This is a genomic window from Cetobacterium sp. 2A (genome assembly GCF_014250685.1).
In the GTDB taxonomy this organism is placed as follows: Bacteria; Fusobacteriota; Fusobacteriia; order Fusobacteriales; family Fusobacteriaceae; genus Cetobacterium.
This window is the reverse complement of record NZ_JACFAJ010000009.1, coordinates 1-26,274: the sequence shown is the minus strand read 5'-3', so window position 1 is coordinate 26,274 and position 26,274 is coordinate 1. Positions and strand designations below refer to the sequence as shown.

Here is a 26,274-nt window from a genome sequence, read left to right as displayed (position 1 = left end):
TTAATAAAGGAGATGGTTTTAGAATGAACATTAAGGATGGAACTAAAATTGGATCAACACCTCTTATGAATGAAAAAAATATTTTTCCTGATTTACTAAAGGAGCATTCAGTACCAAAAGGAAAATGGGGATATGTTGTTGTTGAAAATGGAAGTTTAAATTTTATGTGGATAGATACAAATGAAGTTTTGGTAGTGGATGCAAATACTCCATTATTAATTCAACCAGAAAGATTACATAAAGTTATTTTAACTGGACCAGTAAATTTCAAGGTTGAATTTTACGAATTTCCAGATAGTGGATGCTGTTCTTCTAGCTCATGCGGATGTGGATGTTCAACAAATGAAGTTGCTCCGCCTATTTTAACTCCCATAATTGAGGCTTCAGACTCAGAAGTTATAGAACAAGAAATTAACCAAAAAATTAAAGACAACGAATTAAAATAAGTTTTTAATAAAAAAAATGACCTAAGTTTTCTTTTTCAAGAAGCTTAGGTCATTTAAATTCTCATTGATTTTATATCTAAAATTACGTATAATTTAATTATAAGGTAATGGAGGGGACGATGGGAAAAGTTATAACTATAAAAAATAATAAAGGTGGAGTTGGAAAGAGTTGGATAACTCTTCAGTTAGCTCATGTACTATCAATGATTGAAAAATCACCTGGAAAAAATCATAAAATTTTAACTTTAACATCTGATAGTCAAAATAATATACTATTGTATGCTGGAATAGATTTAGAAATAACAACAGGATTGGAAGATTTAGTTATAAAAGGAACAGGAGATATTATAAGGCTTAGAGATAATTTATATTATATTCCTCTTGTGACAAATAATTTTTCTAAAAATTTTAGGGAAAAACTGAAAACTACATTGGAACAATTAAAAAATGAATATGATTTTATTCTTGTTGACTCAGTACCGGTATTAAATATAGATGAAGATTTTGTAAAACTAGCAGACTATATTATAATTCCTACTATCTTAGATACTGCATCTTGTAAAGGGATTTTAAATCTTTCAAACGAAGTTGATATCAAGAAAATAAAAGCAATTATTCCAAATAAATATACTAAAACAAAAGCGGAAAATTTTTGGAAAAATATTTTAAATGATTTCTTAAAAGGAAACTCTATTTATTTTTCAAGACCTATAAATCAATCTGCAATAATTGGAGAGATGACTCACAATGGAAAGACTATTTGGGAAAGTTCTTCTAAAAAAGTAGAAGAATTTCAAGAGATACTTCTTGATGTTGCACAGGTGATAGTTAATGAAAAATAAAGTTAATTCTAGATTAGTTAATAAATTAAATGAAAAATTTAATATTCAAAAAGAAGAGATTATAAGTAGTTACAAATCAATAATAGATTACTCAAATTTTGAAATAACAGATGTTGAAAAAGACAAATTAATTAAATATGAAGAACAAGTAATCTTTCATGGAAAAGAGATTATAAAAAATAACATAGAGTTATCTAAAATATTTTCAGAAGCTCAGAAGACATTATCATCAAATAAAACTGGAACCTTTACAAAATGGTTTGAAGCTTTAGGTTTCAAAAAGACATTTGTCTACATGTGTATAAAAAGAAACGAATTATTTTTAGAATTTGAAGATAGCAAAATTTTTGATATTCCAGAAAAAGCATTGTTTGAAATATCTAAAATTAAAGATATTGTAACTAAAGATAAAATAAAAGAAGCTATAAAATCAAATAAACCTTTAGAGGCTGTAAGGACTTTGAATAAGGAATCGTTCGGTGACCGAACGATTAAAAAAGTTGATAATGATATAGAAGAAGCTCAAGTAATTGAAGTATTTTCGGCTGATGAACAAGAAAAAACTCTTAAAATTATTAGAGCAGAAATTGAAGTATTAATGAACAAATTAGAGTATTTAAGGTTAAAAGAGATTGAAATTTTAAAGAGCTCTAAATTTAATGAAATAAAATAAAAAATGTCTTTACTTTTAGTGTAATAAAATAGTATAATCGAAAACAGATCACTATAAAAGGGAGTATGATAAATTATGAAAAAAGCATTATTAGCATTAGGATTAGTAGTAGTATTAGGAGCTTGTTCTTCAACAAAACCAACTGAAACAGTTGTAGTAGAAGAAGTACAAACTGAAACAGTTATAGTTGAGCAACCAGAAACTGCTCCAGTAGTTAAAAAAGTTATAATGGACAAATAAAAAAACTAGCTCTAGAGTCTCTCTAGAGCTTTTTCTTTAATTAGTATAGTTTTATTTGTAGAAAGGAGTCGTATGCAATACTTTTCAGTATTAATTGGTGGTGGATTGGGTTCAGTATCCAGATTTATACTTTCTAAATTCGTTAATAATTTTTTAGATCTCAGTTTTCCAATTGGAACATTTGTTGTAAATTTGGTTGGGTGTTTTCTAATCGGATTTTTATTTGGTATTTTTGAGACAACATTTATTAGTCAAAATAAAAGATTATTCATTTTCACTGGATTTTTGGGAGGATTTACAACTTTTTCTTCATTTGAATTAGAGAGTCTCAGTCTGATAAGAGATCATCATATAACCAAAGGACTTTTGTATGTGATTTTAGGAAATGTTTTAGGACTATTAATGGTGTATGCTGGAATTTTAATTTCTAAATTTATTTCATCGACTACTTCCTATAAATAAAAATTAAAAAAAATAAAAAGATATGAACTTATAGGTTCATATCTTTTACTAAATCATCTATATCTTTATCCGTTATTCCTATATATAGTAAAGTCACTTCTGGTTTAGAATGATTCAATCTTTTCATCACTTTTATTATATCTCCAGTTTTTTTATACGCTAAATAACCCCAAGTTTTTCTCATAGAGTGAGTTCCAATATGAATATCAATATTTTCTTGATCAACTATATATTTAAAAGCATCAAAAATAGTTTGTCTTGTCATATGTCCCTCATAATTTTTACTTCTATTACCCATTCCTATAAAAAGATAAGGATTTTTAGGATTAATAATCTTTTGTCTTAATAAAAGAGCTTCTTCTAAAGCCTTAATTGTATTTTGGTTTAGTTGGACATGATTCTTTTTTCCAGTTTTTTTATCCTTCGATAAATATTCTTTTTTTCTAATATATAATTCAGCTTCATTTACTGTAATTTTAAGAACATCTGAAACTCTAAGAGCTAGATTAAGTCCAATTTTCCATAAATAAAAAATCATTTCATTATATTCTTTCAATCGTAATTCAAAATACTCTCGATGGTTTTCATCGTAAAAACCTTCTGTAATTTTCCCCAAAATCTCATCCCCTTCTTAAAAAATAAAACCTAGTATTTTCAATGATTTCTATCTTACGTTAATCTTATTATATCATTGATTTTTATAAAAATAAAATAAATTCAATAAATATTAATATTTATATCTTACATAATTAATATTAAGTTAGATAGACTGAACAAAAAAAAATCGACCTCTTAAAATCCATTTTAAAGCGTTTCTAAATATAAAGAGGGAGTTTGATATATCAAACCCCCTCTTTATATTTAATTAAAATAATCACTATACATTTGTACAACTTTGTTTAGTTCGATTTCTGCTACGGAAAAATGAAGATTAGAATAATTTATAATTTCTTCTTCATTTTTATTTTCTAAAATTTTTAATATTAAAGAATGTTCATTGATTATTTTTTCCATTTTAAAGTTTTTATATGTTAATACTTTAATCCTTATAAAATCATTAAAATAAGATAAAATAAAGTTCCATAGTTCTTGTTTTTGAGCAAAAGAAAAAATCTCTTTATGAAATTCCATATCTGATAATATAATTTCTTCAATTTTTCCATTTTGTTGTATTAAGTATTTCTGTTTTTCAATTATTTGAGTTAACTTAAATAAAAAATCTTTATTTTCTTTGATACAAATAATTTCTTTTAATATAGGAACTTCTAAATTTTTTCTTAAAAAATAAACTTGTTTTATTAAATTAATATCAATAAGACTTATAAAAGTTCCTTTTTGAGGAAAAATTTCTATTAATCCTTCTTGTTTAAGTTTTAAAAAAGCTTCTCTAACAGGAGTTCTACTTACCGAAAATTTTTCTTCAAAATATTTTTCTTTAATTGAATCTCCTGGTTTAAAATTTAAAAATAATATTTCGTTTTTAATATTTTCATACACTTCTTTGGACTTCAGCTTTAACTCCCTCCCTCTTTTCATAGCATGATAAAAACACTGATAATAATATCACAAATAATCCAATTATTTGAATAAAACTTAGAACTTCTTTTAAAATAATTATACCAGCTATTGCAGAAATTAAAGTAGTTAAATTATATAAAATGCCCATAATTACAGGAGAAAGATGTTTTAATGTATAATTCATGAATAAAAATGCTAAAACAGTTGATAAAATTCCTAAAAATAATACAGAACCTAAATATTTAAAATTTCCATAATATAAATATTCTGAAAAAGATCCATTTAAACTTTGTCTTATAAATAGAATAATATTAAAACAAATGGCTGTATTGATAATGGTTCCGCAGGTCAATGAAACAGAATCCATATTCTCCATTACTTTTTTAACCTTAACATTATAATAACTACCAAAAATAACTGCAACTATTAATAAAAGATTTCCCATATTTATTTTAAATGACGAAAGTTCTTCTATATTTATAATTATTATACCTAAAATAGAGAAAAGGATAGGAAGAATTTTTATATTTTTATAGTTTTCTTTTTCAAATATATACCCAATTATCGGAATAAATATAGGGAAAAGTCCTATTATTATCCCAGCTTGTGATGATGATGTTAAATTTATTCCAAATAATTCTAAAATGAAATATCCTGTAGGATAAAATATTGAAATTTTTAAAGTTTTTTTAAGTATAGTTAAATTTAGTTCTGATTTCAATAATCTTAATTTTATTAATAAAATTAAGATTATTGATCCTAAAGTAAATCTACTACATATCAGAAAAAATACATCTGAATTACTATTTTCTAAAGCTATTTTTGAAAATAAAAATGATAATCCAAATATTGATGAACTTAATATTCCAGCTAAATATGCTAGTCTCTTTTTATTTGTTGTCATATATTCCTCTAACGATATTTTCTATAAATTCATCTGTTGTTAAAATTTTCTCAGATATATGAAGCTCTTTTGCTAACTTTGTTGAAGATGGAGCTTCTAAATTTGAAAGTTTTAAACAATCCTCATCATAAAAAATTTCATATTTATTTGAATCTAAAACTACCTTTTTATCAGCCATAACAATAATTCTATCAAAGTTTTCTGCTGCAAATTCCATATCATGAGTAATAGTTAAGACTGTTTTTCCTTTTTCTATAAGAACTTTAATAATTTTACTAATTAAATCTAATCCTACTTTATCTTGTCCAGCTGTTGGCTCATCTAGAATAATTACATCTGGATTTACAGCTAAAACTGATGCTAAAGTTATAAATTTTCTTGATGAATATGGAATATTATAAGGATTTTCTTCCAATAGTGTCTCTACATTGCATAATGTTGCTGCAAAATTAACTCTATTATCAATCTCCTCTTTAGATAACTTCATATTTTTAGGTCCAAAAGCTATTTCATTATAAACATTTTCATTAAATATTTGATCATCTGGATTTTGAAAAACATATCCAACCATTCTTGAAATTTGAGCAGTTGTATAGTTTTTTGTATCTTTTCCATCTATTACTACATTTCCAGAAGTTGGTTTATAAAGTCCATTTAAAAGTTTTACAGCTGTTGTTTTCCCTGCTCCATTTTGCCCCAATATTGCAACTGATTCCCCTTTATTTATAGAAAAATTTATTTTATCAACGGCTTTATACCCGTTAGGGTAAGCAAATTCAACATTCTTAACCTCTATAAAAGCCATATTTTTCCTCCATTATTTTTAACATTTCATAAGCTTCTACTTTTTTTATAGGAATATTTCCCCCCGGAATTTCTATTCCTTTTTTTCTTAATATATGAAATATTTTAGCGTATTTTGGAACTCCAACTCCGTAATTTTCAATTTCTATATTTGATAAAATATCTTTTGTTTCCCCCTGCATTATAACTTTACCATCATTTAAAAGGATAACATAGTCTGAATATTCTGCTATTAGTTCCATTTTATGCTCTACCAATATTATAGTTTTTTTCAAATCTTTTAATATTTTTATAATTTCAAATATTTGATTTGTTCCATCTGGATCTAATTGAGACGTTGGTTCATCAATTACTAATATTTCTGGGTCCATAGCTATAGTTGAGGCCAATGCTATTCTTTGTTTTTGACCACCTGAAAGATTATTAGGATTTTTATTTTCAAGATGTCTAATTTTCAATAAATCTAATACATAATTTACTCTTTCATGTATATAGTCCTCTTTACATCCCATATTTTCTAGCCCATACGCAAGTTCTTCATATACTGTTTCTGTTACTCCTGAAATTTGAACAAATGGATTTTGAAATACAAATCCAATTTTGTTAGAAATATTATCAAAGTTTTCTTCAGTGAGTTTAATACCATCTATACAAATTTCTCCAGTTAATTCACCCTTAAAAAAATGTGGAATAAAACCTCTAATTAGATTGCAAAGTGTTGTCTTTCCACTTCCATTTTTTCCAATTACTGTATAAAACTTTCCTTTTTCAAAATTTAAATCAATATTTTTCAATACTTTATCTTTTGATGTAGGATATCTATAACTTATATTTTTTAGAACGACCATATTTTTTCTCCTATTACTAATATCATTCCAACTATTAAAATAATTTGAATAGTACTATCAAATTTTGTTTTATTTAATTTATATATCCTGCTTCTAACAACTTTCATTGAAAGACCTCTACTCTCAAGAGTTATAGCTTTTTCTTCAGTATTTGCTATAGAAGACATAATCAAAGGCCCTAAAGTTGGAACAAAAGCTTTTATTCTATGAATTAATCCACCTTCAACCTCTATTCCTCTTGTTTTTTGAGCATCCATTATAACTTGTGATTGCTTTTTTAAATCTTCAATCATTTGAAGCGTTGATAATACAACATAAGAACCTTTTTTTCCAAGTCCTCTATTTTCCATAGCAACAACAATATCTTTTATTTTTGTCACTCTAAAAAACCATATAAACGAACTTCCTACTGCAACTAATCTAGACGTTAAAAGTAAACCATATTCTAATCCCTCTTTTTTTGCTGCAATTGGTCCTAAAGAAAATAATACTTCATTTCCTGGATAAAAAAATAACTGCATTAAATTAATTATTATAATTAATGGTAAAATAACTTTTAATATTATTCCATTAAATTCTTTAGATTTTTTCGCCATTAAAGCTAATACAAAATACATAATATAAAAACTATAGTTTACTAAATAATTTTTACTGAGTATCGCTATCAATATAACCAATAAAATAAATATAAATTTTGTACTAGGATATAACTTTTCAATAAAAGATTTGTCCATTTACTCCCCCTCTAATCAATTAAAGATATTTTGAACCATATTCAAGTTTAGATAAATATCTTGATGACATTTTCTTTATAAGAGAGTGAACTATGAATACTGAAATCATTTTATCTGCTATTTCAGATACCAACTGAGTTGAGAATACAGCTCCCCAAATTTTTTGTCCTGAAGCTAATAGAACTGCTGTAGCTGCAGACATTGTAGAACCAGTTACTCCACCAAAAACTATTACAGTTATTGGAGCAGCGATTACAGTAGAAACTAAACTTAACACAACTCCAGCAAAAATTGTTCCTTTGATAGTTTTAAAACAATTGTAATGCGATAAAACTCCTGCAGTAATACCTAAAATTCCAGATAATATACTGTATGGTAAATAAACTGGATTAAATATTCCATTTATAAAATTAGTTAATAATCCTGCAATAAGACCTGCAACTGGTCCGGCTATAGCTCCAATCAAAATAGTTCCTATAGCATCTAAATAAACTGGCAGTCTTAATAATTGTGCAATTTGAAATCCAACTGCATTAACTGCAATTGCTACTGGAATTAACAAGATGGCTAATAATTCTAAATTTTTTTTCATTTTATTTCCCCCCAAAAGATATTAATTAAGTTTTATGCAAGCATCTTTTATCATTTCAATCAGTGCTTCTCTTTTTAAATCAAATAAAACATATGCATTTTTATTCTTATCTATATTACTACCATAATCTACGACAGTTTGACCGTTCGAATAACCATCATTTTTATCCACAGTTACATAAAGTTGTTTTCCTGTAAAAATTGATTCATCTAATAAGTAGGCTACTGCACAAGGATCATGTAAATGAGCTCCTTCTTCTTCGTCTTCTTTTGCCAAAAAGTGTGGAGTTGTTGTTTTGTGAAAAAATTCTAAAAGTTCAGAAACAAAAGTTCCTACCCTTCCATAATTTTTAAATTCTATTATTTCTTTTTCATAAACTTGTGCCTTTAAAGTTACATCTAATCCGCTCATTACTATTGGAACTCCAGAATCAAATACAATCTTAGCAGCTTCTGGGTCAACGAAAATATTAAACTCAGAATTTGATGTTATATTTCCCCCAAAACATGCTCCACCCATCAATGAAATTTTCTCTATTTTATTTTTTAATTCTGGATAAACAGTCAAAAATACAGCAACATTTGTCAAAGGTCCAGTTGCAACTATGGTAATTTTTTCTTTTGAATTCTCCAAAATATTTTTCATAACATTTAAAGAACTGTTTATAATAAAATTATGTGTTTTATTTTCAGGAAGTACAGGACCATCTAATCCACTTTCTCCATGAACATTATCTGCAATTATCAAATCCTTAATTAATGGCTTGTCTAAACCTTTTCCAATCATTATTCCAGAATCATTTTTATTTAAAAATCCCAAAATATTTACAGTATTTCTTAATATTTTTTCTTGAGTTTGATTTCCTGCAGTTGTTGTTATAGCTTTAATATCTAGTTTATCACTTGATAATGCCATTATTAAAGCTATTGCATCATCATGGCCAGGATCACAATCAAAAATTATAGGTATTTTATACATTTTTCCCCCTTGAAATATATTAATATATTAGTTAAAAATCTCAAAAAAATAAACTTTTAAATGTGCACTATTTAAAATGAAGTTTTTCTCAAAATTTTAATTATTTTGTGTATCCACCTAAATATATACAACATTTTTTTTAAAAACTCAATATATTTTTAATTTATTTTTAAGTGTTCACTGTTCTGAAATGATATTTTTAATTTATTTTGTGAAATTTAATTACTAAAAAAGTTGACACTTTGTAAAACAAATGATAAAATTTTTGCTGTGACATTAAACATACAATATTTTGAAATGGAAATGAGGTTAAATTCCTCTACGGCCCCGCCACTGTAATTTTGACGAAAGCATGTATATATCACTGGAGTACACTCTGGGAAGATTTGCAAGTAGGATGAAAAGAGTCAGGATACTTATCAAAATATTTTAAACTTCGAGGGGGGAACTATGAACACTAAATTACTACTGGGAGCAATTATTTTTTGCTCTATCAATTTACATGCTGAACAAAATTCTAATTATAATTTTAAATTAGAAGAAACCGTTATTTCAACTGAAAATTTTGAAACAAATGTTAGGGAAACAGCTGCAAATATCTCAATTATAACATCTGAAGAAATTGAAAAATCTGCGGCAAAAGATTTTGTTGATGTTTTGAAAAATGTTCCGGGAATATCTGTAAAAAGATACGCAGGAACTGTGAAATTTGATATTAGAGGGTTAAACTCAATGTATAGCGATAGAAATTCGCTAATTACTTTAGATGGTGTTCCAGTATCTTCAAATCAAGTTGGTAATTTACCAATTGAAAGTATTGAAAGGATTGAAGTTATTCCAGGTGGCGGTGGAATACTTTACGGAGATAAAGCTATTGGTGGGGTTATAAATATAATTACAAAATCTCCGGAAAATAAACAATATTATGGAAGTGTTTATACTAATTATGGTAGCAATAATCTTAGAAAAGTTGGTTTTGACTATGGAACAAAATTAACTGAAAACTTAATTACTGAAGTTGAATACAATGATTATAATTCTGATGGATGGAGACATGGAGAAAAATTTGAAACTAAAGATGCCCGTTTTAAAGGAAAATATCTTCTAGAAAATGGAGAAATCGAGTACAAATATACTCATTCAGAGGATGAATACTATAAGGGAATAGCAGTTCCAAGATATGTGAGTGACAACGATAGAAAAGATCCTGGAAGACTATCTAAATCAAAAGAAAAAAGTAATGATAACTATTTAAAATGGAAATATAACCTATCTAATGATACCGAAATTTTAATGTATGGAAACTATTACGAGAGAGAGAATGAAGCCTTTAATAGAAAAACAGATGAATTTTATAGAGACTCTGATGATGTTAGAAAATATTTGAAATTCCAAATGAAGCATTCATATCTTCCTAAGAGTTACTTTATACTTGGAACTGACTATTCTAGAGAGGAATATAAGCCTTATTCAACATCTGAAGGTTATAAACAAATATCTGGTAGTAACATCTATAAATGGGTAAAAGATGGAGATTCAACAAAAGACAATGTTGGTATATTTGTTTTAAATAAATATACTTACGATAAATTTGAATTTACTCAAGGAGCAAGATATGATAATGCTGAGTATGATTTCTATTGGAGAAATGGAAAATTAAACGATCCTGAAAAAATTGGAGAAAACGATACTGCAAAATATGAGAACTACTCTTTTGAGCTTAGTGCTAATTACCTTTATTCAGAAACTGGTTCTGCTTACTTGACTTATACAAGATTTTTTAGAACTCCAACTGCAACTGAAATAAGATATACTAGAAATTCTGAAACCCTAAATCCTCAAATCCAAGATACAATTGAATTAGGGTGGAAAGAATTTATAGCGGACACTTATATTTCAGCTTCTACTTTTTATAAGTTAACTAATGATGAAATATATTCAGCTATCCCACCAGAATTTTCAGGTATGGTAAATTATAATATTGGAAATACTGAAAGAATTGGCTTTGAATTATATGCGGAGCACTATATAAATAAATTAACTCTAAAATCATCGATAACATACTTACATCATGAAATCGTAGATGGAAACTATGAAAGCTCTCATATTCCAAGTGTTCCTAACTGGAAACTTACTGCAGGAGCTGTTTATAATTTCACAAATAATCTTTCTGTTAGTGGAGATTGGTTATATTATAGTAAATCTTATGATCTTGATGATTTAGAAAATGTACGTGGAGAAAGTGTCTCTGGGTATGCTACATTTGATTTAGCTGCATATTATAAACTTCAAAATGGTTTATCATTTACTGCGAGACTTGAAAATGTGTTTGATAAAAAATATGATGAATATACTGGATATTGGGACGATACTTATGAGAATAATGAAACTATATTCAGAAGACAATATTATCCGGCTATTGGAAGAACAATCACTATTGGAATGAAATATGAACTATAAAAATTTAGAAAATATAAGAGAAAATTTAGATAATATTATTCATCAATTTAACAAAATAGATAATATAAAAAAAAGATGCTCGCAATGGACAAATCCTAAGGGATGTTGTAATGGAGGAGATTATTTTTTATGCAAAGAGGAAGGCGAAGATATCTTACGATATCTTCGTTCAAATCCTGATAAAAAAACTAAAGTTGGCTTAAATATAAAAAGTAATAGCAAGTGTTATTTTTATGACAAGCAAAATTTAGAATGTCTAATAAAAACAGTCAGACCTATTATTTGTAGATATGTTTCTCTAAGAATTTTTCAAGGAAAAGATGGAACTTATAAAGCATGTTCACCAAATAAATTTTGTAATAAAAAGGATACTACAATTTTATCTTTTGATAAAGTAAATATAATAGATTTTAAAAATAATTCCTTTGTTAAATGTAAAGTAGAAGACAAAGATGCTTATTTTTTAAATTTCAAAAATTTTGATTTTTTAGAAAAATACTACAAAGAAGACAAAATAAAAATAAGTGAATTTTTAAAGGAGAAAGAATTTGAATGACAATAAATCAGGTCTTATTTTCTTAGGAAAATATAGATTTAAATTTTTAATATTAGTACTTATTTTTCTACTGATATTTCTTTCAACAGTTTCAGTACTTATAGGTTCTATTTCCTTAAACCCTCTTACTATATGGAAAATTGTTATTAATAAAATTTTCTCAACGGATATATTTGAAAAAGATTGGAAAAAAAATATAGAAATTATCGTTTGGAATTTAAGAATGCCTAGAGTTATTATGGGAATTATTGTCGGTGCTTCCCTATCATTAGTAGGCATACTTATGCAAGCACTTACAAAAAATACATTAGCAGATCCGTACATTTTAGGAATATCATCGGGTGCAAGTACTGGCGCAATTCTTGTTATAATTTTAGGAGGAGCTGGACTTTTTTCTGTTCCCATAGGTGCATTTAGTTTAGGAATACTGACCTCTTTTCTTGTTTTTTATAATTCAAGTAGAGAGAGTTTTTCAACTTCAAAATTAGTGCTTACGGGAATAGCTATATCTTCTTTCTTTTCTGGACTTACTACATTTTTAGTAGTTAGTGCCTCAAAAGAAAATGAAGTTAAAAGTGTTTTGTTTTGGATGACCGGAAGTTTATCTGGTAGTAACTGGAGTACTGTTAGTATATCATTTGTTGCTCTTATTATTTCTTCAGTCATTATCTATTCAATGCATAAAGAACTTGATATTATTATGACTGGTGATGAAATAGCTGAAACTTTGGGGGTAAATGTAGCTAGATTGAGACTTATCATAGTTATAGTTTCATCTCTACTCACAAGTTTTATTGTAGCAAATACAGGAATAATTGGATTTGTTGGTTTAGTTATACCTCATATAGGTAGAGGTATAGTTGGTGCCAAACATAAAAGATTAATAATTTTTTCTATCCTTATGGGTGGTATCTTTCTTTTAATTACAGACTGTATAGCCAGAACTGTATTAAAAGGACAAGAGGTTCCTATAGGAGTCATAACAGCAATAATAGGAGCTCCATTTTTTATGTGGTTAATTAAAAAAAGTTCTTATAGTTTTGGAGGAAATTAAATGTTACAAATAAATGATTTATCATACGAAATAGATTCAAAACAAATTTTAAATAAAATAAATTTAAGTATTTACAAGGGAAAATTTGTAGGTCTTATAGGACCAAATGGATGTGGAAAAAGTACTCTTCTTAAAAATATATATGGAAACTTAAAATCTAAGAGCACTAAAATCTTATTAGATGGTGAAAATATAGATAATATTGAAAGAAAAAAACTTGCTAAAAAATTATCAGTTTTAGCTCAAAGTCAGCAAATAGATTTTGATTTTACAGTCGAAAATATTGTTGATATGGGAAGATATGCTCACAATACATTTTTTTCAAATAATAAAGTCCAAAGTAAAGAAATTGTAGACAAATCTTTAACAGATGTCGGAATGTTTCATATGAAGGATAAAAGTTTTTCGACTCTTTCAGGAGGAGAAAAGCAAAGAGTTCTAATAGCTAGAGCCTTTGCTCAAGAAACAGATTTTTTAATTTTAGATGAACCAACTAATCATTTGGATATAAAATATCAAATCCAAATAATGGACATAATAAAAAGTCAGCAAAAAACTGTTTTAGCAGTAATTCATGACATGAATATTGCTAGTAGCTATTGTGACTATATAATTGCTTTAAAAGATGGAGAAATTGTGGCTGAAGGAGAACCTTCGGAAATTTTTACAAGTGAAAATATTGAAAATATTTTTGGAATAAAATCTCATATCATCCAACATCCGACTAAGAAAAATCCTTTTATTATATATTTATAGGAGATTAGAAATGAAAAATAATCTTATAATTTTGCTAATGTTAATACTAAATATCAATATTTTTGGAAATAAAATAATCCCTACAAGAGCTATTTCAACATCTCAATTTACAACAGAAATTCTTCTATCCATTGGAGCGGAAAATCAAATGGTGGGAACGGCCTTTTTAGATGATGAAATACTTCCTGAGTTAAAAGAAAGCTATGATAAAATTCCAGTTTTATCTAGAACTGCTCCCTCAAAAGAATATTTTTACGAACAAAATCCAGATTTTTTAACTGGTTGGAATTCTATAGTTACACCTAAAGGTCTTGGTTCCATAGAAGAACTTGAAAGTAATGGGATTCAAGTTTATCTTATGAAATCTCAAAATTCTAATAAAATTGAGGATGTTTATGAAGATATCTTAATTCTGGGTAAAATTTTTAATCTTGAAAAAAATTCTAATAGAATTGTTAATAATATGAAAAACGAATTTGAAACAATTAAAACTTTGTTACCTCCCAAACAAGTAAAAGTTTTTGCATATGATTCTGGAGAAAATGTTCCATTTGTTGTAGGGGGAAATGGTATCGGAAATACTCTTATAGAGATGGCTGGAGGTATTAATTTATTTAAATATGCAAAGGGAAGTTTTACCTCTGGAAATTGGGAAGAAATTTTAGCACAAGACCCTGAATATATCATTATTATTAATTATGGAAATACTTCCTATGAGGATAAAGTAAATTTCCTAAAAACAAAGTCACCTTTAAAAAATCTTAAAGCTGTAAATGAAGATAAATTCATAAAAGTTGATCTTAGTAATTTTTCACCAGGAATAAGAAATTTGAATACAGTAAAATACTTATTTAAAGAATTTCATAAATAAAGGAGAGTTCTAATAGAACTCTCCTTTATTTATTTCACATTTACTAATACTATACTTTTATCTTTATTTTCAGAGGCTTTCATTGCTGCCTTTGCTAAAACTTTAAATTGAACTATCGATTCTGTTGCTCCCGCTAAAGCATCGATATCTTCAGGATTTTGTGTTTTAATAAAGCTTTTTTCTATATGAGACGCTAGCTCTGGAACATCAACATTACAAATTTCCTTATATTTTTCATTATAAGCCTTATCTTGGCTTTTATAAGCTCCTTCTTTATTTACATAATCAAATTTTGCCCCAGTAATTTTTTGATTTTCAACTTTTAAATCCAAAAATACTTTCCATCCTCTTTTATCGTATTTATCCTGTTCAGCTCTATATTCTCCATCATTAAGATTTGCAAAAGCTAAACTTCCCAATAAAATAATCCCTAAAGAAACATTCAGTTTTCTCATAATAACTCCCCCTATATTTTATCAAAAAATATTTCTTTATAATATTAGCCTCAAAATATTAAATTGTCAATTAGTTTAAAAATAACTATTTAAAGGAATTAAGATTTATTTTTTGAAAAAATAAATAATATAATTTTTTGGAGGTTTTTTAATGAAAAAATTATCTTTTTTACTCTCACTCTTTATTTCAGCTCTACCCTCTTTTGGGAATACCGTAATTTATAATCCAATTTATACAGATGGAAATTATGGATATAGAGTAATTTCTGGAGATACATTTATAAATAATTCCACTATTGCAAATAATGGAAACTACGGTATTTATAGTATAGGTAATTCTACCATTACTAATAATGGTACCATTTCAAATGATGGAACATATGGATTAATCGTTTATGATAATTCTAATCTAGTTCAAAATTCTTCAACAGGTGTAATAGATAACAAAGGTAATTATGGATTTTATGGAAGAAATTCTACAGATTTAAAAAATTTGGGAATTATCAAAAATAAAGGTAGTTACGGATTTTTTCTAGACTCTGGAAGCAGCGGTATCAACGATGGAATTATAGAAAATTCTGGTAATTCTGGAGCCGCTATATACTCTAGTAAATTTATAAATAATGGATCTATTAAAAATGGTGGAAGCTATGGTATTTACCTTTCTAATGGTTCATCCGGAATTAACTATGGAAGTGTTAAAAATAAAGGAAATATAGGTGTTTATGTGAGTAATTCTTCGACATTTATTAATCATGGTGAAATTATCTCTGGTGGCCCAATTGCAATACTTTTAGGAACGAATGACAGTCTTTTAACTCTTGGTACCGCATCAAATATAGTAGGGTCAGTAGAGGGAAATAAGGGAACAAATACATTGTACTTAGTAGATTCATCAAAGGAGAATCCAAAATTAACCTCAGATGGAAAAATTAATTTTAATTTAAAAAATTTTTCTAATATTACTGTTAATGATGGAACTTGGCATTTGCAAAATAACAGTATTTTGACTCCTCCTTCGAAGAGTAACATTCATAGTGGAGAATTTAATCTTCCACCTTTTCCAACATCTGATACTCATGGAACATTTATTATAGATAATGGTGTTAATCTTACTTTTCAAATTGGTATTAATGATAAATCAACTTCTACATTAGTTGCAAATAATCTTATTAATAATGGAACTATCACTGAAAAACCTTTAGATTCAATTTATATTACAAATTCAGATAATATAAGAGTTCCAATTTTATATGTAAATCCAAATGAGCTAGAAAGTACAAGTTTAGGAAATATCCAAATGGTGAATATTGCAAAAGATTGGTCAGGAAAATACGAATTTAAAGATGGAATACTCTATCTAATTTTGGATAGAAATAATGAAAATCCTATAAAATCAGATCAAGAGACATCTTTCCTAGGTGGATATTATACTTCAATTTTTGACTATCCCCAAAATAATATCCCATTTATTAATAACTCTAAGTTAAGAGAAAAAAATTATTCATGGAATAGAGAAAATTTCAATGAAAAAACACAATATATAGATATTATTTCCTCATATGGAAAATATTCAAACGGAACTTTTAATCCAGATTACTCTTATTCATCTTATGGTATAGAAGGTATTACGGTGTACCCAATTAACAAAAATCTACATTGGTCACTTGGATATGGTTATGTGGGAAATGATGTAAAATATAAAAATTTGTATAGTACTGATGAATTTATAAACAACTTTTCACTTTTAACATCTGTAACTCATTCTAAAAATAACTTTATTTCAACTTTTCAGGCAGGAATAGGTTATAGTGATCATAGTCTTAAAAGAAAAGTTGAAGATAGAGACGATGAAAATATTATAAAACTTATAAGAGGAGATTATAAATCAATTTTAGGATCATTAGGTGGAGAATTTGGATACTCATATTCTTATGATGAAAATATCCTTGTCTATCCATATGTTGGATTAGATTATGTTTGGGATAAAAAAGACAATTATAAAGAAAAACAAGATTTTAACAATACAGGAGGACTTTATTCTATGGATATTAGTTCTTCACTACTTTCAACCCCTATTTCAAAAATTGGACTTAAAACAAAGTTTAATACTTCAGGATACAATATATCGGCTGATTTTTCTTGGAACCATAGATTTAATGATTATGAATCTTATGGTAGTTATTTTAATTTTAAACCAGATGTAAAATTTGATATAAATGGGCTTAAAGTTGGAAAAGATTCAGCAGTTATAGCTTTAGATATAAATAAAGAATTAAAAAATAATACTAAAGTTAATTTGGGTCTATATTCATCTTTATCTGAAAAGAGTTTTGATGCCTCAATTTCATTAGGCCTTGCTTATTCTTTCTAACTTTTAACTAAAAATAGAGTAAGGGAACTTAATCCTTTACTCTATTTTTTAATATTATAAAAACTTCTGTTCCTTCTCCAACTTCACTCTTTATCTCTATTCTACTGTTTAGAATTTCTACAATATTTTTTACTATTGTTAATCCCAATCCATGACCACCAATTGATTTATTATGAGATTTATCAACTCTATAAAATTTATTGAAAATATTATCTAAATCATCCTTTTCTATTCCCAAACCATTATCTTTAACTTTAATAACTATATATTCTCCTCTTTCTAGCAAAAATACTTCAACTGTTTTTTTATCGCCATATTTTATAGCGTTATCTATAATATTTCTTATAACTTGTTTTAATAAACTCCAATCCGTATTTACTATTAATTTTCTTCTATGAAATTCTATCTTTTGTTCTGGATAAATAATATTCATTTCTGTTATAACTTCGTCTATAATTTCTTCTAAATTTATATTCTCAGATTGGATTAAAATTGAATCTTGATTTGAAATAAAAAGTAATTTTTCAACTAAAATACTCATGTTTTTTACTTCATCCTGTATCGCCTGAACAGATTCTTTAAATATTTCAGGATTGCTTGTTCCCCATTTTTTTATCAAATCTATATATCCTCTTATTATAAAAATTGGGGTTTTTAGTTCATGCGATGCATTATTTACAAAATCTATTTGTGACTTTGCTTGTTTTTCAATTCTAATTAACATATTTTCATAAGAATCTATAAAATTGCTAAATTCTTCAAAATAATTTTCCTTATTAATTTTTACATCAAAAGACTCTAAGTTTATTTCATTTGTAAAATTTTCTAAAGATTTCAATTGAGGCTTTAATTTATTTATAAAATTTTTGGATATATAAATTGCAAAAATTGTAACGAATAAAAATCCAATTATAGAGATTTTTTTTATTTTATTTATAAAATCTAACTCTTCATGCATATCTTTTATTATTTTTACTGTAACTTCTCCATTTCCTACAGTGTTCATTTCTGTCTTTATGGCATAATATTTCCCAGAATCTATATTTTGAATTTTATCACTAACTACTAAATCTGTAATAGCTGGTGTATTTTTATCTTCATAGGTCTTTCCATGATATTGAATTTTAATATATAGATTTTCAATTTCTGGACTTTCTTTCAACACTTCAGATAAAAAATAATCTAAATTTTGATGCTCTGGTTCTAAAAATTCGACTTCAAGAAAATTTCTAACAACTTCTATTTGTTCTACTGAACGTTTAATAAGATATTTTTTCAGTATTATAACTGGAAAAGAATAAGCTATTATAAAACAAACAATTATCAATATATAACTTTTTAAGACTTCATTGGTTAATTTTTTCATCTTCTATCCTTTCTTAAACAATATCCAAACCCTCTTATTGTTTTTATATAGTTTTCTCCTATTTTTTTTCTGATGTTTTTTATATAAACATCTACTATTTTTTCATCTCCAAAATAATCAATTCCCCATACACTGTTTAAAATTTGTTCTCGTGATAAAACAATCTCTCTATTTAAAATTAAATAATTTAATAAATTAAATTCGGTTTTTGTTAAAATTAAAATTTCATCATTTAAATATATACTTTTTATTTCATTATCAACTTTTAAATCCTCATACTCTAAAATTTTGGAATTGTTTTTCTTATTCATATGTCTCAAAGCTACCCTAATTCTTGCTAAAAGCTCCTCTATTACAAAAGGTTTTGTAATATAATCATCAGCACCCAAATCCAAAAGATATACTTTACTTAACATTTCATTTTTTGCTGATAGTATAATTATAGGTGTATCAGTTATTTGCCTAATTTCTTTGCAAACCTCTTCTCCAGAGAGTTTAGGAAGCATTAAATCTAATAAAATTAAATCGTACTTATTAATTTTTGTTTTTTCTAATCCTATTTCTCCATTTTCTGCAAAATCTATTTTATATCCTGTATGAGTTAACTCTAGTTCTAAGTATCTTCTAATTTTTTTATCATCTTCAATAAGTAAAATTTTTTCCATTTTTGCCTCCTATAAAGTTTTCTAACTATATTCTAATACATATTTATGAAAGAAGCGTAAAAAAATAAAAAAATTTACCAAATTTTCATTTTCATAAGGTAATATTATTATATTGAAAGATGCTACTAGGAGGGGAAAATGGAATTATCAGTTGTAATACCTGTTTATAATGAGTTTGAAAATATTAATCCTATGATTGAAAAGCTTGAAATATCTCTAAATAAGGGATTTGTAGATTATGAAATTATTTTTATAAATGATGGCAGTACAGATGGTAGTAAAGAATTACTTGAGAAATTAAAAATAGAAAATCACAGAGTAGTTCCATATCATTTTACAAAAAATAATGGTCAGAGTGCTGGAATAGCAGCAGGTTTTGAAATGGCAAAAGGAGATTTAGTTCTTATGATGGACGGAGATTTACAAACTGACCCTGAAGATATATATGAACTAATCAAATATATTCCTGAATACGATATGGTAAATGGAAAAAGAGCAACCAGAGAAGATGGACTTAAAAGAAAATTGGCTTCTACTATTGGAAATGGTTTTCGTAATTTAGTTACAGGAGATAATATTGCCGATACTGGATGTCCACTTAAATTGTTTAAAAATGAAGTAGTAAAACAATATAGACTTTTTAACGGAATGCATAGATTTTTACCCACTTTAGCTAAATACAATGGATTTAAGGTTATTGAAGTTCCAGTTAGACATTACGATAGACTTTACGGAACTTCTAAATATAAAGTTTTCGGTAGAGCCACGAAGGCTTTCTTAGATGTTTTTGCTGTGAGATGGATGCGTAGCAGAACTTTAAAATATAGGTTTGAAGGGGATAGATAATGACACTTAGTAATTTAAATTTTTTTTTGATTATAGGCTTTCTTGGCCAAACACTATTTTCTATGAGATTTATTATACAGTGGTTAGCTAGTGAAAAAGCAAAAGCTTCTGTTATTCCATTCTCATTTTGGATTTTTAGTTTAGGAGGAAGTGTTTTACTCTTAATTTATGCTATATACAAAAAAGACCCTGTTTTTATTCTTGGACAAGCGCCAAATATTTTAATATACTCCCGTAATATCTATTTAATAAAAAAAGGGAGAAAATAAAAATGGTAAAAACAATAAAAAATGAAAAAATTCAATTATTGGTTTTAGGTATCACTTCTTTATTCAGTTTTCTGTCAACACTCTGGGTAAGGGGAGCAGATCTTATGGAGGCTAGAAACTTTATAACTGCTCGTGAAATTTTAGAAAGTGGAAATTGGATGCTTACTACTTTAAATGGACAATATAGATTTGAAAAACCTCCACTTCCGACATGGTTAACAGCTATAGTTATGAAAATGTTTAATACAACTACAAATGAAGCTGTTTTAAGAATCCCTTCGGCTTTAATTTCAACTCTCATGGTATTTCTACTTTATAAATTAATTAAATTATTAAGTAAGAATAGCTTGGTTGCATTTTTTTCCGCTTTTGTTCTTTCTACAACTTTTATGGTTATAAAAGTTGGTGGAGAAAACACTTGGGATATTTACCCATATGCTTTTATTATAGGAACTATAGCTTATTTAATTGAAGGATTTGAAATTCAAAAGTTAAAATCATTTATAATTTCTGGATTATTTTTAGGAGCTTCTATTATGAGTAAGGGTCCTGTTGCTATTTATGGTATTTTTTTACCATTTATTCTAGCTTATTCATATGTATATAATTTTAAAAATTTTGTATATAATTGGAAAAAAATTATTTTACTTATTGTCACAGGAATAGTTTTTTCAGCTATATGGCCTGCTCTTATGTTGTTTGAAAATCATGAGCTTTTTCTATCTGTTTTACAAAAAGAGGCTGATACTTGGACTACTAAACATTCAAGACCAATCTATTTTTATCTCGATTATTTCGTGTATACAGGAGTTTGGATCTTTTTTTCAATTTTTTCAATTTTTGGAAAGAAATATATAACTAACGAAATTAAAAATAAAAAGATTTTTAATTTTGGATTTTTTTGGACTCTTTTAACTCTGTTATTTTTATCAGTTGTAAAAATGAAAAAACAGCGTTACGGTATTCCTATCTATATAACATCGTCTATAATGGTGGGAACAATTTTAGAATATTACTATTTTAAAAATTGGAATATTTTAAATAGATTTGATAAATTATTATTTAAAATACAAGCGATTTTCTTATCTGTTGTTTATATTGGTGTTCCTATTTTATTCATAACTGCATTTAATAAAAAAATTATAAAAATAGATTACTTAATATTTTTAATGGTTATCTATGGATCTTTAAGCATTATTCTTTTTTATATGTATAAACAAAAAAAGAATTTTATTAAATTTACAATAATTGCTACTGGATTTACAATGGTTTTAGCTAATATCACATCCAATTGGTATATTGAAAGATACTTAAGATCTAATTATCAAGGTCATTCTGCCTATTTAGAAATTTTTCAAGATAACAAATTAAGGGATCCTATATATGCTAAAAATTTTGGAATTCAAGATGTATGGAATATTGGAGATAAAATTATCCAAGTTACTGATAATACAATATTTCCAGAAAAGTTTATATTTCTTGACTCTAATAATATGTCAGAATATTTATCTGATAACTATAAAATTTTAAAATCTGAAACTTATTATAGAATGAAAGATGACGATAAAACATTGAATATTTACTATATGGAAAATAAATAATTCTGGAGGATTTTATGAACTTTTTAATTACTGGAGGAGCTGGTTTCATAGCTTCACATTTAACTCAGAAGCTTTTACAACAAAATCATAAAATAATAGCTGTTGACAATTTTCACGAATTTTATCATGAAGATATCAAAATTAAAAATATTCTTGAAACTACTGGAAAATTGGATAAATTAGAAGAAATTTTAAAAGTAAAAGATAAAAATTTAAAAATCAAGAAATTGGTTGAAATTGTAAAATCTGATAATTACTCTTTAAATTATTGTGATATAAGAGATTTGGATGCCTTAGATTTAATATTTAAAAAAGATAAAATAGACTTTGTAATAAATATAGCAGCCTTAGCTGGTGTTAGACCATCTTTAGAAAATCCAATTTCTTATGAAGAGGTAAATATAAAGGGCTATCTAAATCTTTTAGAGCTGTGTAAAAAATATGATATTAAAAAATTTATTCAAGCTTCTTCATCTTCAGTTTATGGAAATAATAGCAAGGTTCCATTTACAGAAACAGATATAGTTGATTTTGCTATTTCTCCATATGCTGCAACTAAAAAATCTGGAGAAGTTTTAGGTCACGTATATCATAAATTATATAATATTGATATGTTTCAGCTTAGATTTTTTACAGTTTATGGTCCAAGACAGCGCCCAGATTTAGCAATCCATAAGTTTACAAAGATGATTTTAGAAGGAATACCAATTCCGTTTTATGGCGATGGAAATACATATAGAGATTACACATTTATTGATGATATTATTGATGGTATTTTAAAAACTATACAATATTTAAAAAATAACGAAAATGTATATGAAATTATAAATTTAGGTGAATCAGAAGCAATTTCTCTAAATGAAATGGTCAAAACAATTGAAGAAACTTTAGGTAAAAAAGCTATTTTAAATATTTTACCCATGCAACCTGGAGATGTTGATAAAACATATGCGGACATTTCAAAAGCTAAAACTCTTATAGGCTATTCTCCAAAAACTAAATTCAAAGATGGGATTAGAATTTTTGTGGAATGGTTAAAAAAAGGAGAAAATGTTGAATATTAAAAATAAAAAACAGGGGATTTTTATAATAGGTCTTATCTATCTTTTTATTTTCATTCCTATTATATTTATGAGATATCCTGATATAAAAAACGAATTTAAATACTTTATAATATCCCAAGATATGATTGATAGAGGAAATTATCTAATACTAAAGTATTTTGGAAATCTTTATCCTGATAAACCACCATTATATTTTTGGATATTAGTCTTTTTCAAAAAATATTTCATTAATTTATTTTATCCGTTATCTCTTATATTTGGATCTTTAGTTCCATCATTTCTAACTAATATCATTGCTTTTAATCTTTTTTCTAAATTTTTAGAAGTAAAGAAAGCATTTTTAGTATCAATAACTTTAGTTGTTTTTCCTTACCTTATTGGTACATCTTCCATTTTAAGAATGGATTCTTTAATGAATGTTTTTATTATAAGTAGTTTATATCTATTTTATATTATGTATTTTAAAGTTGAAAAAATTACAAATTTAAAAATTAATTTTATGTATATTTTTATGGGAGTAGGTGCATTGGTAAAAGGTGGTGCTGCCATTGCTGTTCCCATGGTTGCTATTTTAACTCTTCTAATATTTGATAAAAATATTAGGTTTTTAAAAGAAATTAAACTCTTAAGAGGACTACTTATTATAGTGTCAATTATTTCTTTATGGATGATTACTCTCTTACTTCAAACAGAAGGCTTAGAATACATTAAGCTTTATTAGGTCAAGAAACAATTGGAAGAGCTTTAAAATCGAAATCACACGCTAGACCATTTTATTACTATTTTAAAATAATGCCACTTACTTTATTACCACTTACTCCATTTTTTATTCTTTCATTAATAAAATATTTTAGAAATATTAGATTTTTTGAAACTTGGAATAATTTAGAAAAATTGTCATTTACATGGTTTTTGGGTCCTTTTATTTTCTTTTCTCTTATGAGCGGAAAATTGGACATCTATTTAATTCCATTATATCCTGGTATTGTTGCCATAACATATTGTTATATATTTGGATTAAATAATAATAAAATTATAACGAGTATTAAGTTTATTATTGGAGTTCTTTTAGTCTTTTGTATAACTGTAATCCCAATATTACCAATATATAATTCTAGTTATACTTTAAAACCAATTGTTAGATATCTTCAAAATATTCCTAGGGATACTGATATTATTTCTTATAAATTTCCCGAATCAAAAAATTTAAAAGATGAAATTCATTACGACATTAGAAATTTTGAACAATTAAATGATGAATTTAATAATTCTGTAGGTGACAATACATTGATAATAACAAGAGATAAATACAAAAATAACTTAAATCATAATTTTACAGAAGTTTTTTTTAATGATAAATATAGTATATTTAAAAAAAATAATCCAATATCCCTATAAATAACAAATACCCAAGAGATTTCAAGTAAAATCTCTTGGGTATTTTATTTAAAAAAAAGATATACCGTAGTATATCTAAAATTCATAAATGGTGCCTAGAAAAGGATTCGAACCTTCGACCGTTCGGGTATGAACCGAATGCTCTAGCCAACTGAGCTATCTAGGCATGAGTGGTGGATCCAGCTGGAGTCGAACCAGCGACCACTCGGTTATGAGCCGAGTGCTCTAACCAACTGAGCTATGGATCCTTATGGCTGGGGTGGCTGGATTCGAACCAACGCATAACTGAGTCAAAGTCAGTTGCCTTACCGCTTGGCGACACCCCATAATCTTATTTCGTTTTTAATAGTATCATTTTTTAATAATCTTGTCAATCTTTTTTTATTTTTATTTACTGACTATCGATTCCAAAAAAAATTGACTTTTTGTCCATTTTATGGTAAACTTTTTCAAAGTTGTTCTTATAAAAAAATATTTTAGTACTTAATAAATGGTATTATCAAGTTTTTAGACCAGTTTGACATCCGATATTTTACTAAAAGGAGTGATTGCTTTGTACAAGAAAAAAGAAGTTTTATTAACCGGTTTTGCACTTTTTGCTATGCTTTTTGGAGCAGGAAATCTTATTTTCCCACCAGTTGTTGGTTATACTGTTGGTACAAACTGGATTTATGCCCTTATAGGTTTCTTTATAACGGGAATAGGATTTCCTCTACTTGCCATCATTTCAGCAACTTTGGCTGGAGACAAGTTAGATAATTTTGCTGAAAGAGTCTCGCCAAAATTTAGTAAAATTTTTAATATAGTTTTAATCTTAGCAATAGGACCTCTACTTGCTCTTCCAAGAACAGGAGCTACAGCTTTCGAAATGGCTATTGCACCACATCTTAGTGGAAATACTTCAGTTATAAAATATTCTTTTTTAATCGTTTATTTTATCATAAGTTTAATATTCTCATTAAAGTCGAATAAAGTTATCGATAGAGTTGGAAAAATTCTTACTCCTATACTTATAGTTATTCTATCAATTATAATTTATAAAGGTGTATCATCTCCAATTGGTGATCCTGTTGTTTCTCAAGTTACAGATTCATTCAAATATGGATTTTTTAATGGATATCAAACTATGGATACCTTAGCTTCAGTTATTTTTTCTGGAATAATTTTAAAGTCAATTAGAAATGGAAGAAATTTATCAAAGAAACAAGAATTATCATTTTTAACAAACTCAAGTTTAATTGCTTTATTTGGTCTAACAATAGTATATGGGGGACTTTTATATATTGGTGCCACTTCAAGTGGAGCTTTAACAAATTATGGAACTACAAGACTTCTAGCTGATATTGTTAATTCTTTACTTGGAAAAAGCGGAATAGTATTCCTTGGGATATGTATTGCAGGAGCATGCTTAACAACTGCTGTTGGTTTAACTGCAACTGTAGCAGATTATTTTAGTGATTTATTAAAAATTTCATATGAGAAGATTGCTGTTGCAACT

29 protein-coding genes, 3 tRNA genes and 1 riboswitch are annotated in these 26,274 nt (G+C 26.6%); of the genes, 18 read left to right on the top strand and 14 right to left on the bottom strand.

What is annotated here, in order from left to right; genetic code table 11:
• The first annotated feature begins 23 nt into the window (after positions 1 to 23).
• The 5 genes from H3N56_RS10580 to crcB all read left to right on the top strand — a co-directional run bounded on the left by H3N56_RS10580 (position 24) and on the right by crcB (position 2,663).
• A complete protein-coding gene (locus tag H3N56_RS10580; RefSeq protein ID WP_185881167.1) occupies positions 24 to 446 on the top strand; it encodes a DUF1971 domain-containing protein in 423 nt (140 codons plus the stop codon).
• 119 nt (positions 447 to 565) lie between these two features.
• A complete protein-coding gene (locus tag H3N56_RS10575; protein ID WP_185881166.1) occupies positions 566 to 1,288 on the top strand; it encodes a ParA family protein in 723 nt (240 codons plus the stop codon).
• Positions 1,278 to 1,961: a hypothetical protein gene (locus H3N56_RS10570; protein ID WP_185881165.1), complete on the top strand. Its 684-nt coding sequence runs from the start codon at positions 1,278 to 1,280 to the stop codon at positions 1,959 to 1,961. The genes H3N56_RS10575 and H3N56_RS10570 overlap by 11 nt, the downstream gene beginning before the upstream one ends.
• A 75-nt stretch (positions 1,962 to 2,036) precedes the next feature.
• Positions 2,037 to 2,201, top strand: coding sequence for a hypothetical protein (locus tag H3N56_RS10565; RefSeq protein ID WP_185881164.1), 165 nt, complete (start codon positions 2,037 to 2,039; stop codon positions 2,199 to 2,201).
• Between the two features lie 72 nt (positions 2,202 to 2,273).
• Positions 2,274 to 2,663 carry a fluoride efflux transporter CrcB gene (crcB, locus tag H3N56_RS10560; RefSeq protein ID WP_185881163.1) on the top strand — a complete coding sequence of 130 codons (390 nt, stop codon included), beginning with the start codon at positions 2,274 to 2,276 and terminating at the stop codon, positions 2,661 to 2,663.
• Between the two features lie 28 nt (positions 2,664 to 2,691).
• Here the strand turns inward: crcB and H3N56_RS10555 are convergent, their stop codons facing one another.
• The 8 genes from H3N56_RS10555 to H3N56_RS10520 all read right to left on the bottom strand — a co-directional run bounded on the left by H3N56_RS10555 (position 2,692) and on the right by H3N56_RS10520 (position 9,041).
• The gene (locus H3N56_RS10555) at positions 2,692 to 3,279 is read right to left on the bottom strand and encodes a tyrosine-type recombinase/integrase (RefSeq protein ID WP_185881162.1); all 588 of its coding nucleotides are present in this window, start codon (positions 3,277 to 3,279) and stop codon (positions 2,692 to 2,694) included.
• A gap of 245 nt (positions 3,280 to 3,524) precedes the next feature.
• Entirely contained in the window at positions 3,525 to 4,160 is a 636-nt protein-coding gene (locus H3N56_RS10550; RefSeq protein ID WP_185881161.1) for a GntR family transcriptional regulator, read from the bottom strand.
• A complete protein-coding gene (locus H3N56_RS10545) occupies positions 4,153 to 5,085 on the bottom strand; it encodes a DMT family transporter (protein WP_185881160.1) in 933 nt (310 codons plus the stop codon). Before H3N56_RS10545 ends, H3N56_RS10550 begins: the two co-directional genes overlap by 8 nt.
• A complete protein-coding gene (locus H3N56_RS10540) occupies positions 5,072 to 5,890 on the bottom strand; it encodes an energy-coupling factor ABC transporter ATP-binding protein (RefSeq protein WP_185881159.1) in 819 nt (272 codons plus the stop codon). The genes H3N56_RS10545 and H3N56_RS10540 overlap by 14 nt, the downstream gene beginning before the upstream one ends.
• Positions 5,871 to 6,737, bottom strand: a complete 867-nt coding sequence (locus H3N56_RS10535) for an energy-coupling factor ABC transporter ATP-binding protein (protein ID WP_185881158.1) — start codon at positions 6,735 to 6,737, stop codon at positions 5,871 to 5,873. The genes H3N56_RS10540 and H3N56_RS10535 overlap by 20 nt, the downstream gene beginning before the upstream one ends.
• A complete protein-coding gene (locus H3N56_RS10530) occupies positions 6,725 to 7,471 on the bottom strand; it encodes an energy-coupling factor transporter transmembrane component T (protein ID WP_185881157.1) in 747 nt (248 codons plus the stop codon). The genes H3N56_RS10535 and H3N56_RS10530 overlap by 13 nt, the downstream gene beginning before the upstream one ends.
• A 19-nt stretch (positions 7,472 to 7,490) precedes the next feature.
• The gene (locus tag H3N56_RS10525) at positions 7,491 to 8,063 is read right to left on the bottom strand and encodes an ECF transporter S component (RefSeq protein WP_185881156.1); all 573 of its coding nucleotides are present in this window, start codon (positions 8,061 to 8,063) and stop codon (positions 7,491 to 7,493) included.
• Between the two features lie 21 nt (positions 8,064 to 8,084).
• On the bottom strand, positions 8,085 to 9,041 hold the full coding sequence (locus H3N56_RS10520; RefSeq protein WP_185881155.1) for a nucleoside hydrolase: 957 nt from the start codon (positions 9,039 to 9,041) through the stop codon (positions 8,085 to 8,087).
• A 254-nt stretch (positions 9,042 to 9,295) separates the two neighbouring features.
• Positions 9,296 to 9,480: riboswitch (cobalamin riboswitch) on the top strand.
• An 11-nt stretch (positions 9,481 to 9,491) separates the two neighbouring features.
• Between H3N56_RS10520 and H3N56_RS10515 the strand changes: the two genes are divergently transcribed.
• The 5 genes from H3N56_RS10515 to H3N56_RS10495 are packed head-to-tail and all read left to right on the top strand — an operon-like array spanning position 9,492 to position 14,738.
• Positions 9,492 to 11,501, top strand: coding sequence for a TonB-dependent receptor (locus H3N56_RS10515; protein ID WP_185881154.1), 2,010 nt, complete (start codon positions 9,492 to 9,494; stop codon positions 11,499 to 11,501).
• Positions 11,491 to 12,057 (top strand): hypothetical protein, encoded by a 567-nt coding sequence (locus H3N56_RS10510; RefSeq protein WP_185881153.1) that lies wholly within the window; start codon positions 11,491 to 11,493, stop codon positions 12,055 to 12,057. Before H3N56_RS10515 ends, H3N56_RS10510 begins: the two co-directional genes overlap by 11 nt.
• Positions 12,050 to 13,111 carry an iron ABC transporter permease gene (locus H3N56_RS10505; protein ID WP_221893482.1) on the top strand — a complete coding sequence of 354 codons (1,062 nt, stop codon included), beginning with the start codon at positions 12,050 to 12,052 and terminating at the stop codon, positions 13,109 to 13,111. Before H3N56_RS10510 ends, H3N56_RS10505 begins: the two co-directional genes overlap by 8 nt.
• Positions 13,112 to 13,867, top strand: coding sequence for an ABC transporter ATP-binding protein (locus H3N56_RS10500; protein WP_185881152.1), 756 nt, complete (start codon positions 13,112 to 13,114; stop codon positions 13,865 to 13,867). It abuts the gene before it with no gap.
• Between the two features lie 10 nt (positions 13,868 to 13,877).
• Entirely contained in the window at positions 13,878 to 14,738 is an 861-nt protein-coding gene (locus tag H3N56_RS10495) for an ABC transporter substrate-binding protein (RefSeq protein WP_185881151.1), read from the top strand.
• Positions 14,739 to 14,767: 29 nt separating this feature from the next.
• On the opposite strand, the gene H3N56_RS10490 is transcribed toward H3N56_RS10495, so the two are convergent.
• The gene (locus H3N56_RS10490) at positions 14,768 to 15,193 is read right to left on the bottom strand and encodes a hypothetical protein (RefSeq protein WP_185881150.1); all 426 of its coding nucleotides are present in this window, start codon (positions 15,191 to 15,193) and stop codon (positions 14,768 to 14,770) included.
• A gap of 151 nt (positions 15,194 to 15,344) precedes the next feature.
• Here H3N56_RS10490 and H3N56_RS10485 point away from each other — a divergent pair, with 151 nt between their 5' ends.
• Positions 15,345 to 17,567: an autotransporter domain-containing protein gene (locus H3N56_RS10485; protein WP_185881149.1), complete on the top strand. Its 2,223-nt coding sequence runs from the start codon at positions 15,345 to 15,347 to the stop codon at positions 17,565 to 17,567.
• Between the two features lie 28 nt (positions 17,568 to 17,595).
• On the opposite strand, the gene H3N56_RS10480 is transcribed toward H3N56_RS10485, so the two are convergent.
• Entirely contained in the window at positions 17,596 to 18,933 is a 1,338-nt protein-coding gene (locus tag H3N56_RS10480; RefSeq protein WP_185881148.1) for a cell wall metabolism sensor histidine kinase WalK, read from the bottom strand.
• Positions 18,930 to 19,598 carry a response regulator transcription factor gene (locus tag H3N56_RS10475; protein ID WP_185881147.1) on the bottom strand — a complete coding sequence of 223 codons (669 nt, stop codon included), beginning with the start codon at positions 19,596 to 19,598 and terminating at the stop codon, positions 18,930 to 18,932. Before H3N56_RS10475 ends, H3N56_RS10480 begins: the two co-directional genes overlap by 4 nt.
• Before the next feature lie 138 nt (positions 19,599 to 19,736).
• Between H3N56_RS10475 and H3N56_RS10470 the strand changes: the two genes are divergently transcribed.
• The 6 genes from H3N56_RS10470 to H3N56_RS10445 all read left to right on the top strand — a co-directional run bounded on the left by H3N56_RS10470 (position 19,737) and on the right by H3N56_RS10445 (position 24,776).
• Positions 19,737 to 20,444: a glycosyltransferase family 2 protein gene (locus tag H3N56_RS10470; protein WP_185881146.1), complete on the top strand. Its 708-nt coding sequence runs from the start codon at positions 19,737 to 19,739 to the stop codon at positions 20,442 to 20,444.
• Positions 20,444 to 20,713: a lipid-A-disaccharide synthase N-terminal domain-containing protein gene (locus tag H3N56_RS10465; RefSeq protein WP_185881145.1), complete on the top strand. Its 270-nt coding sequence runs from the start codon at positions 20,444 to 20,446 to the stop codon at positions 20,711 to 20,713. The genes H3N56_RS10470 and H3N56_RS10465 overlap by 1 nt, the downstream gene beginning before the upstream one ends.
• A 2-nt stretch (positions 20,714 to 20,715) precedes the next feature.
• Positions 20,716 to 22,314, top strand: a complete 1,599-nt coding sequence (locus tag H3N56_RS10460; protein ID WP_185881144.1) for a glycosyltransferase family 39 protein — start codon at positions 20,716 to 20,718, stop codon at positions 22,312 to 22,314.
• A gap of 14 nt (positions 22,315 to 22,328) precedes the next feature.
• Positions 22,329 to 23,378: a GDP-mannose 4,6-dehydratase gene (locus H3N56_RS10455; RefSeq protein ID WP_185881143.1), complete on the top strand. Its 1,050-nt coding sequence runs from the start codon at positions 22,329 to 22,331 to the stop codon at positions 23,376 to 23,378.
• Positions 23,368 to 24,099: a glycosyltransferase family 39 protein gene (locus H3N56_RS10450; RefSeq protein ID WP_185881142.1), complete on the top strand. Its 732-nt coding sequence runs from the start codon at positions 23,368 to 23,370 to the stop codon at positions 24,097 to 24,099. Before H3N56_RS10455 ends, H3N56_RS10450 begins: the two co-directional genes overlap by 11 nt.
• Positions 24,100 to 24,329: 230 nt before the next feature.
• A complete protein-coding gene (locus H3N56_RS10445) occupies positions 24,330 to 24,776 on the top strand; it encodes a hypothetical protein (protein WP_185881141.1) in 447 nt (148 codons plus the stop codon).
• 89 nt (positions 24,777 to 24,865) lie between these two features.
• On the opposite strand, the gene H3N56_RS10440 is transcribed toward H3N56_RS10445, so the two are convergent.
• The 3 genes from H3N56_RS10440 to H3N56_RS10430 form a co-directional block, all read right to left on the bottom strand.
• Positions 24,866 to 24,942 (bottom strand) — tRNA-Met (locus H3N56_RS10440).
• A gap of 5 nt (positions 24,943 to 24,947) precedes the next feature.
• Positions 24,948 to 25,024: transfer RNA gene (locus H3N56_RS10435), tRNA-Ile, on the bottom strand.
• Between the two features lie 3 nt (positions 25,025 to 25,027).
• Positions 25,028 to 25,102, bottom strand: a tRNA-Gln gene (locus H3N56_RS10430).
• 227 nt (positions 25,103 to 25,329) lie between these two features.
• Here H3N56_RS10430 and brnQ point away from each other — a divergent pair.
• Positions 25,330 to 26,274: branched-chain amino acid transport system II carrier protein (gene brnQ / locus H3N56_RS10425; RefSeq protein WP_185881140.1), on the top strand; the 945-nt coding region annotated here is incomplete at its 3' end.